A 6,440-nucleotide genomic window follows, 5' to 3' on the forward strand; every position below is an offset into this window, starting at 1 on the left:
CCCCGGGACGCCGTCCCCGGGGCCGCCCCGAAGATCTCGTTCGTGTCGCTGGGCTGCCCCAAGGCGCTGGTCGATTCCGAGCGGATCCTCACGCACCTGCGCGCCGAGGGCTACGAGCTGGCCCGCCGCCACGACGGGGCGGACGTGGTGATCGTCAACACCTGCGGGTTCCTCGATTCGGCCAAGGCGGAATCGCTCTCGGCGATCGGCGAGGCCATGGCCGAGAACGGCCGGGTGATCGTCACCGGCTGCATGGGCGCGCAGCCGGAAGAGATCCGCGCGAAATACCCGGACCTGCTCGCCGTGACCGGGCCGCAGGCCTACGAATCCGTGGTGGCGGCGGTCCACGAGGCGGTGCCCCCGGCCCACGACCCGTTCCTCGACCTGGTGCCGCCGCAGGGGATCAAGCTCACCCCGCGCCACTACGCCTACCTGAAGATCTCGGAAGGGTGCAGCAACCGCTGCAGCTTCTGCATCATCCCGAGCTTGCGCGGGAACCTCGTCAGCCGCCCGGCCGGCGACGTGCTGCGGGAGGCCGAGAAGCTGGTCAAGGCCGGCGTGAAGGAGCTGCTGGTCGTCTCGCAGGATACCAGCGCCTACGGGGTCGATATCCGCTACAGTGAGAGCCCGTGGCGCGACCGGAGCGTGCGGGCGAAGTTCTACGACCTGACCAAGGAGCTCGGCGAGCTCGGGGCCTGGGTGCGGCTGCACTACGTCTACCCCTACCCGCACGTGGACGAGGTCATCCCGCTGATGGCCGAGGGTAAGGTGCTCCCCTACCTCGACATGCCGCTCCAACACGCCAGCCCCTCCGTGCTCAAGCGGATGCGCCGGCCCGGCAACCAGGAGCGCCAGCTCGACCGGATCCGAAGCTGGCGTCAGACCTGCCCGGACCTCGCGATCCGCTCGACCTTCATCGTCGGCTTCCCGGGCGAGACCGAGGCCGAGTTCGAGGAGCTGCTGGCCTGGCTGCAGGAGGCCAGGCTCGAGCGCGTCGGCTGCTTCGAGTACGAGCCGGTGGCCGGCGCCACCGCCAACGCCCTGGGCGACCTCGTGCCGCCGGAGCTGAAGGCCGAGCGCAAGCGCCGGTTCATGGAGACGCAGAACGCGATCTCGCTCCGGCTCCAGCGGGCCAAGGTCGGCAAGCGGCTGGCCATGATCGTCGATTCCGTCGAGGGCGGGATCGCCAAGGGCCGGTCGAAGGCCGACGCCCCCGAGATCGACGGCACCGTCCACGCCGCGTTCCGGCGCCCGGTGCGCTCCGGCGACATCGTCACCGTGAAGATCGACCGGGCCGACGCCTACGACCTCTACGGCAGCGTGACCTGATTTTTCCGGATTGCACGCGATCCCCTGTGCGTCGTCGGATCGGATCGGTTGACCCGGGCGTCCGGTCTGGCATGTCTGGAACATAGCAGGAACTTCAGCCCGGACCCCGAGGCCGCGATGGATCCGGAGGTCGCGCTCCGCAAGATCATCCATATCGACATGGACGCGTTCTACGCCTCCGTGGAGCAGCGCGACGATCCCGGCTTGCGCGGGCTGCCGCTCGCTGTCGGCGGCTCCCGGGAGCGCGGCGTGGTGATGGCGGCGAGCTACGAGGCGCGGCGGTTCGGCGTGCGCTCGGCCATGCCGTCGGCCACCGCCCGGCGGCTCTGCCCGGACCTGCTGTTCGTGAAGCCGCGCTTCGAGGTCTACCGGGCGGTCTCGGAGGAGATCCGGGCGGTGTTCGCCCGGCACACGCCGGTGATCGAGCCGGTCGCCCTGGACGAGGCCTATCTCGACGTCACCGAGAATCTTTTGGGACTTCCCACCGCGACGGCCGTCGCGAAGGCGATCCGGGCCGAGATCCTGGAACGCACCGGCCTCGTCGCCTCGGCCGGGGTCTCGTACAACAAGTTCCTGGCCAAGGTCGCCTCCGACTACCGGAAGCCCGACGCCCTGTTCGTGATCACCCCGTCCATGGGGCCGGATTTCGTGGCCGCCCTGCCGATCGGCCGGTTCCACGGGGTCGGGCCGGTCACCGAAGCGAAGATGAAGCGCCTCGGCATCGAGACCGGGGCCGATTTGCGCGCCTGGGATCCGGACCGCCTACGCGAAACATTCGGGTCGGCCGGGGCCTATTACCACGCGGTCGCCCGCGGACTCGACATGCGGCCGGTCCGCGCCCACCGGGTGCGCAAGTCGATCGGGGCGGAGACCACCTTCTCGGAGGACACGGCGGCCTTCGCCACCCTGGCCGAGCGGCTCGCGCCCCTGTTCGACAAGGTCTGGGGCGGGGCCGAGGCCAAGGGCATGCGCGCCCGGACCGTGACCCTGAAGCTCAAGTTCTCGGACTTCGCCCAGGTCACTCGGGCGAAGTCCCTCCCCGCCCCGGTGGCCGACCGGGCCGCCCTGGAGCGGATCGGGCTGGACCTGCTCTCCGGCCTGTTCCCCCTCCGGCGCAGCGCGCGGCTGATCGGGATCGCGCTCTCGGGGTTCGAGCAGGGGGAGAAGGAGGAGCCGCTGCAGCTCGGGCTCGGGCTCTGATCCGCCTGGGCCGGTCCATGGTGCTCGCGCGAGGGCTGTGCGGCGCCACACGTCAGGTGCGACTCATCAACCACAGATAGGAGCGATCCGGTGGGGCCGGCGTTGCCCGCCACCCCACGAACCGAAGGTCCCGCCCCAATGACGAAGCCGATCTCCCTGGCCCTGGCCGCCGCCCTGCTGCTCGGCGTCCCGGTGGGTGCCGCCCGCGCCGACAGCACGGCGTCCTTCGGGGCCGCCAACGCGATCCTGCTGCGGGGCTACACCGCGAGCCCGCCGCAGCTCTACGTGTCCTCGGGCGGCCCGGGCGCCGGCTTCCTCACCGATGGGACCGCCGCGCCGCAGCGGCCGAAGGTCCCGGCCCGCGCCCGCTGACGTCGAGAAGCCCGGGCCGGGCAGGCCCGGGCGTCTCGGATCAGGCGTCTCGGATCAGGCGTTCTTGCGCGGGCGGTGGTTCGGATCGATGCCGCCGTCCGGCTTGGTCTCGTTCTCGACGTCGCCCTCGAAGGTCGAATCCGCCTCGAGATCTTCCGGGTCGGCGCCGCTCATCCCCTTCGAGGTGCCGATCCCGGGATTGCCCTTGAGGTCGGCGTCCGTGGGCGTATCGGTCTTCGGGTGCTTGCCTGACATGCTGGCTCCTCTTGGCTGGTGCCGGTCCAACGCGTCGGGACGGGGGCGGTGGCGCGGGCGCCGTGCGGCGGTTCGCCTCCCGATCCCCTCTCGATCCCCCGCGCGCCGACAGCCGGCCGCCGGGTGACGCGCTACGCGATCTCGGCCGACCCGATCCGGCGCACGCCGGCCGCCTCCATCCGGGCCCAGGCCTGGGCGAGGGAGCCGTCCACGTCGATCCCGCGCACGGCATCCTCCACCACCCGGACCTCGAAGCCCGCATCGCGGGCATCCAGCGCGCTCCAGAGCACGCAGAAATCGGTCGCGAGGCCGCACAGGACGACGCGGGTGATGCCGCGTTCCGCCAGCGCGCCGGCAAGCCCGGTGCGGGTGATGCGGTCGGCCTCCAGGAACGCCGAGTAGCTGTCGACCCGGGGGTCCAGGCCCTTGCGGACCACCAGGCTCGCCCGGTCGGTGGCCAGCCCCGGCGCGAAGCCCGCGCCCGGGCTGCCCTGGACGCAGTGCCGGGGCCACAGCACCTGCGGGCCGTAGGGCAGCGCCACGGTCTCGAACGGGGCCCGCCCGGGATGGCTGTCGGCGAAGGAGACGTGGTCGGCCGGATGCCAGTCCTGCATCAGCACCACGTGGCGGAAGCGGTGCTGGAGCGCGTTGATCGGCGCGACCACCGCGTCGCCGTCCCGGACGGGGAGGGCCCCGCCCGGCAGGAAGTCGACCTGCACGTCGATGACGAGGAGCAGGTCGGCGGCGCCGGGTGTCACGGCAGCATCACGATCGAGCCGGTGGTCTCGCGTCCGGCCAGGTCCCGGTGCACGGTCTGCGCCTCGGCGAGCGGGTAGGTGGCGTTGACGGCGATCTTCACGGCGCCGTCCCCGACCGCCTTGAACAGGCGGGCGGCCGCCTCCTCCAGGGTGGCGCGGTTCGACGAGAACGTCGCCAGCGTCGGCCGCGTGACGTAGAGCGAGCCGCGCGGGGCGAGCAGGCCGAGGTCGAGGCCGGTGATCGGACCGGAGGCCGAGCCGAAGCTCGCCAGCAGGCCCATCGGCGCGAGGCTGTCGAGCGAGCCCATCAGGGTCGCCTGCCCGACGCCGTCATAGACCACCGGCACGCCCTTGCCGCCGGTGATCTCGCGCACCCGCTTGGCGACGTCCTCCTCGCGGTACAGGATGACGTGGTCGCAGCCGTTCTGCTTGGCCAGCGCCGCCTTCTCGGGGCTGCCGGCGGTTCCGATCACGGTGGCGCCGAGGTGCTTGGCCCATTGGCAGGCGATCAGGCCGACGCCGCCGGCGGCCGCGTGCCACAGGATCGTGTCGCCGGGCTTCACCGCGTAGGTCCGGTGGAGCAGGTACTCGGCGGTCAGGCCCTTGAGCATCATGGCGGCGGCGGTTGTCTCGTCGACGCCGTCGGGGATCGGAACCGCCGCCGCGGCCGGGATCACCGCCTCCTCGGCGTAGCAGCCGTCCGGCACCGAGCCGTAGGCCACCCGGTCGCCGGGCTTGATGTTCGAGACCCCCTCGCCCACCGCCGTGACGGTGCCGGCGCCCTCCTTGCCGGGGGTGTAGGGCAGGTGCGGCGACTTGTAGGCGCCGGTGCGGAAGTAGATGTCGATGAAGTTGACGCCGATGGCGGCCTGCTTGACCCGGATCTGCCCGGGGCCCGGCTCGGACAGGGGCACGTCCTCGAACTTCATCACCTCGGGGCCGCCGTACTCGTAGACCCGGATCGCCTTCGGCATCGTCGTACTCCGCTCAAGCCCCGTTGCGCCGGCCCCGTTGCGCCGGGACATCGCGGACTCGAGATAACGGAGCACCCGCGGGAGGCAATCGCTTTTTGCCGTTCGCCCGGCGGTTGCGGCCCGATCTGAAACCCGGATCCTGGATCCGGCGCCCCGCGCCGCCTATCTTGAGGCCGACCACCCTCCGACCGGAAGTCCCAAAAAATGTCCGGCACCACCCGCACCAGCGCCGACCTCGACCCGCGCCGCCGCCGCCTTCTGTTCCAGTCCTGGCACCGGGGCATCCGCGAGATGGACCTGATCATGGGCCGCTTCGCCGACGCCGAGATCGGCACCCTGTCGGAGTCGGAACTCACCGAGTTCGAGGCGCTGATCGAGGTGCCGGACCGCGACCTGTTCAAGTGGCTCACCGGCGAGGCCGAGACGCCGTCGAACTACGACACCGCGGTCTGGCGCCGGGTGCGGGCGTTCCACCGGCACGACGCACCGATCCATTCCTGACACGAAAGCGCGCGATGGACGAGCCCAAGCCCCCCTACGACCACCCCGCCCGGTCGATCGCGACCGAACTCGTGGTGCGCATCATGCTGGAGATGATGGAGCGCGACGACCCGGCGCTGCGCGCGGAGATCCTGCGGCAGGCGACCAGTCGGGCCGCCGCGATGACCGAGACCATGCCCAACGCCGACTTCTTCCGCGGCCGGGTCGAGGCGGCGCTGGCGGAGATCGTCGGGGCTGACGCGTGAAGTCGAGGGGGCTTAGCGCCCCTTCCCGGCCGCCCGCATGTGGTTCCGCAGCACGGCGTTGATCCGGGCTTGGTAGCCGCGGCCGGCTTTTCGGAAGTATTGCAGGACGTCGCTGTCGAGCTTGATCGATACGGCTTCCTGAGTGGGGGGCGAGGCCGCACGTTCCCAGAAGGCATCGTCGAGGCCGGGGTGGTCTAGGTCAGTCGCGCTCATGCGCTCGACCTCGTCCTCTGTAAGAGCCGCGAGCTTGGCGCGGTCGCTCTCGGCAACCACGGGCCGGAACGCGCCATCGGGATGGCGTTGCAGCAGCGTTCCATCCGCCAGGCTCATGAACGTGATCGCATCAGCGTTCGCCATAGCGTGCGCGCTCCTTCCTGTTCGCGGGCCAAGCGGTGATGAGCCACGTAACCGGTCCGCGCATAGTGTAGACGACAGTGAAGACGACAGTGAAAATGCCGCCCAGCGCCTGGCCGATGGTCACGCGGCGTTCCTCGCCGTAATCACGGCGATCGTCCAGCAGGTCGAGCCGTGCATCGTCGGCGAAAACCTCGGCCATATCCAACAGGTCGAAGTGCCGCGCCTCCAGCAGGAGCGCACGCTTCCCCGAATCGCAGCTAAACACGCGTTCCATGCTGGAGCGTAGCCACCAAATAGGGCACCGTCAGCCACTCGAACGCCGCCGCCGAAACGCTTTATCACGACGGCTCAATGGGCTAACGCCGGCCCGCGTCAGCCCTCCCTGTGCCCGGCGGGACTCCCCGCGAAAGACCCGATGGCCAAGCCCCAGCCGAAGTCCTCCCCGAAGC

Annotated in this window: 10 protein-coding genes; 5 read left to right on the plus strand and 5 right to left on the minus strand. The window is 70.8% G+C overall.

Features of this window, described 5'->3' with window-relative positions; genetic code table 11:
- The first annotated feature begins 33 nt into the window (after window positions 1-33).
- The 3 genes from rimO to FV233_RS27620 all read left to right on the plus strand — a co-directional run bounded on the left by rimO (window position 34) and on the right by FV233_RS27620 (window position 2,901).
- Complete coding sequence (gene rimO, locus FV233_RS27610) at window positions 34-1,329, plus strand: 30S ribosomal protein S12 methylthiotransferase RimO (protein ID WP_147899440.1); 1,296 nt, start codon at window positions 34-36, stop codon at window positions 1,327-1,329.
- A gap of 117 nt (window positions 1,330-1,446) precedes the next feature.
- The gene (dinB, locus tag FV233_RS27615; RefSeq protein ID WP_147899435.1) at window positions 1,447-2,529 is read left to right on the plus strand and encodes a DNA polymerase IV; all 1,083 of its coding nucleotides are present in this window, start codon (window positions 1,447-1,449) and stop codon (window positions 2,527-2,529) included.
- Between the two features lie 138 nt (window positions 2,530-2,667).
- Complete coding sequence (locus tag FV233_RS27620; protein WP_147899436.1) at window positions 2,668-2,901, plus strand: hypothetical protein; 234 nt, start codon at window positions 2,668-2,670, stop codon at window positions 2,899-2,901.
- A gap of 54 nt (window positions 2,902-2,955) precedes the next feature.
- On the opposite strand, the gene FV233_RS27625 is transcribed toward FV233_RS27620, so the two are convergent.
- The 3 genes from FV233_RS27625 to FV233_RS27635 form a co-directional block, all read right to left on the minus strand.
- Window positions 2,956-3,156: a hypothetical protein gene (locus FV233_RS27625; protein ID WP_147899437.1), complete on the minus strand. Its 201-nt coding sequence runs from the start codon at window positions 3,154-3,156 to the stop codon at window positions 2,956-2,958.
- Between the two features lie 131 nt (window positions 3,157-3,287).
- The gene (gene pncA, locus FV233_RS27630) at window positions 3,288-3,914 is read right to left on the minus strand and encodes a bifunctional nicotinamidase/pyrazinamidase (protein ID WP_147899438.1); all 627 of its coding nucleotides are present in this window, start codon (window positions 3,912-3,914) and stop codon (window positions 3,288-3,290) included.
- Complete coding sequence (locus FV233_RS27635) at window positions 3,911-4,888, minus strand: quinone oxidoreductase (RefSeq protein WP_147857072.1); 978 nt, start codon at window positions 4,886-4,888, stop codon at window positions 3,911-3,913. The genes pncA and FV233_RS27635 overlap by 4 nt, the downstream gene beginning before the upstream one ends.
- A gap of 204 nt (window positions 4,889-5,092) precedes the next feature.
- On the opposite strand from FV233_RS27635, the gene FV233_RS27640 reads away from it, so the two are divergent.
- Window positions 5,093-5,389 (plus strand): succinate dehydrogenase assembly factor 2, encoded by a 297-nt coding sequence (locus FV233_RS27640; RefSeq protein WP_147857071.1) that lies wholly within the window; start codon window positions 5,093-5,095, stop codon window positions 5,387-5,389.
- A gap of 14 nt (window positions 5,390-5,403) precedes the next feature.
- Window positions 5,404-5,634, plus strand: a complete 231-nt coding sequence (locus FV233_RS27645) for a hypothetical protein (protein WP_147857070.1) — start codon at window positions 5,404-5,406, stop codon at window positions 5,632-5,634.
- A 12-nt stretch (window positions 5,635-5,646) separates the two neighbouring features.
- On the opposite strand, the gene FV233_RS27650 is transcribed toward FV233_RS27645, so the two are convergent.
- Entirely contained in the window at window positions 5,647-5,991 is a 345-nt protein-coding gene (locus tag FV233_RS27650) for a BrnA antitoxin family protein (RefSeq protein WP_147857069.1), read from the minus strand.
- Window positions 5,978-6,265 carry a BrnT family toxin gene (locus FV233_RS27655; protein ID WP_147899439.1) on the minus strand — a complete coding sequence of 96 codons (288 nt, stop codon included), beginning with the start codon at window positions 6,263-6,265 and terminating at the stop codon, window positions 5,978-5,980. The genes FV233_RS27650 and FV233_RS27655 overlap by 14 nt, the downstream gene beginning before the upstream one ends.
- Window positions 6,266-6,440 lie beyond the last annotated feature (175 nt).

The sequence above is a fragment of the Methylobacterium sp. WL7 genome (genome assembly GCF_008040085.1).
GTDB classification, from domain to species: domain Bacteria; phylum Pseudomonadota; class Alphaproteobacteria; order Rhizobiales; family Beijerinckiaceae; genus Methylobacterium; species Methylobacterium mesophilicum.

Coding starts and splice junctions, on each gene's coding strand:
- dinB (WP_147899435.1), top strand. CDS start 1,447: ATGGATCCGGAGGTCGCGCTCCGCAAGATCATCCATATCGACATGGAC.
- FV233_RS27620 (WP_147899436.1), top strand. CDS start 2,668: ATGACGAAGCCGATCTCCCTGGCCCTGGCCGCCGCCCTGCTGCTCGGC.
- FV233_RS27625 (WP_147899437.1), bottom strand. CDS start 3,156: ATGTCAGGCAAGCACCCGAAGACCGATACGCCCACGGACGCCGACCTC.
- FV233_RS27635 (WP_147857072.1), bottom strand. CDS start 4,888: ATGCCGAAGGCGATCCGGGTCTACGAGTACGGCGGCCCCGAGGTGATG.
- FV233_RS27640 (WP_147857071.1), top strand. CDS start 5,093: ATGTCCGGCACCACCCGCACCAGCGCCGACCTCGACCCGCGCCGCCGC.
- FV233_RS27645 (WP_147857070.1), top strand. CDS start 5,404: ATGGACGAGCCCAAGCCCCCCTACGACCACCCCGCCCGGTCGATCGCG.
- FV233_RS27650 (WP_147857069.1), bottom strand. CDS start 5,991: ATGGCGAACGCTGATGCGATCACGTTCATGAGCCTGGCGGATGGAACG.
- FV233_RS27655 (WP_147899439.1), bottom strand. CDS start 6,265: ATGGAACGCGTGTTTAGCTGCGATTCGGGGAAGCGTGCGCTCCTGCTG.